The following is a 1,178-nucleotide window of genomic DNA, read 5'->3' on the forward strand; positions in this document are numbered from 1 at the left end:
CAAGGAGAATTTCTGATGTTGCCTCGCCTGAAATCTGCCGCCAGGTCCGTGATCACCGTCGCTGTGACCGCTGGTGTTGCAGTTGCGGTCGCCGCCGGCACTGCCGGATCGGCCTCTGCGGCGCAGTACGTCTCAACCCCTACCGGGGGCGTCATCTGGCTCACCCACGCCGAGACCGTTGCAGCCGCCCGTAGCGGTCTGGCCACCTACATCAGCACCACGCCCGGCGTCGCGGAGCACGTCGGTGTCTACATGCGACCTGATTCGCGGTATCGCCAGGCTCCGCATCGGATCCCAGGCAAGCCTGGGTTGTTCGTCACCGTCCGTACTCAGAATCTCGTTGCCGAGACCGCCGCCCACCCCACGGGGCGCATCGGCATTCTCATCAACACCCGTAACCCGAATGTGCCGGTCACAGTGGCCCAGTACTGGAGCCACTGACCGTCTCTGCAGCTGTAAGGACACGTCGATGACCGCACCCACAGCCTCATCACCACACCGGAACCCGCTCGACGACACCCCTACCGAGCAGCTCACCGCCACCGATATGCCCCGGGTCGGCAACGACTCGCACAGCGGTGATGGTTGGGGGGTGTGGCCGGTGCTGTGGCGGTGGGTCAGCTTCGTCATCGGCTGTGTCGTGCTGGTGGCGTGTGCGTGGGCGTTGGGAAGCAAAGTCCCGCAGTGGACCCGCGAGCACGGCACCATGCTGGTGTTCCCGTGCTTCTTTCTCGTCATGTCGATCGCCGGACGTTGGTTCTGGATGGGTATCGACGCCGCCCTGAACCGCGTCATCGGCGGGCGCGAATGACCCACCTGGCCACGCCCGAACACCCCAGCACCGATCGACCTGGCTCGAGCGCGGGATACACCGTCCGCATGATGGCGGCGGTCTTGGCCGCCATCACCACCGCCCTCGCACTGGCGTGGTTCATCATTGCCGCCACTCCCGCGCCCGCCCACGCTGATGCCCTGTGTGATGCGATGCGGGCCCGTTTCGGTCCCGGCTACCCGTGTATCTCGTTGCCCACCAAAACCTTCACCCCTACCGCACCAGCAGCACCCACCACCACCAATCCGGGCGGGCAGTCCAGTGGCGGCCCGCAAATCGGCATCGACGCCGGCCCCGGACCCGGAACGGGCAACGGAACACCCATCGTCCCCATCAACCCCACCAC

2 protein-coding genes and 1 pseudogene are annotated in these 1,178 nt (G+C 66.0%); all 3 read left to right on the forward strand.

Translation table 11 applies throughout. The features are described from left to right. The coding region (locus JHC79_RS16355; protein WP_296392700.1) for a hypothetical protein at positions 1-441 on the forward strand (441 nt) is incomplete at its 5' end. Between the two features lie 28 nt (positions 442-469). Next, entirely contained in the window at positions 470-811 is a 342-nt protein-coding gene (locus JHC79_RS16360; protein WP_296392702.1) for a hypothetical protein, read from the forward strand. 71 nt (positions 812-882) lie between these two features. Next, positions 883-1,178, forward strand: a pseudogene (locus tag JHC79_RS16365) (hypothetical protein); the annotation flags it as partial.

Origin of the sequence: Williamsia sp. (genome assembly GCF_016462415.1) — a bacterium.
Taxonomy (GTDB): domain Bacteria; phylum Actinomycetota; class Actinomycetes; order Mycobacteriales; family Mycobacteriaceae; genus Williamsia_A.

What these genes read in the sequence shown, in the direction of transcription:
- JHC79_RS16360 (WP_296392702.1), top strand. Translation starts at nt 470, where the DNA reads ATGACCGCACCCACAGCCTCATCACCACACCGGAACCCGCTCGACGAC.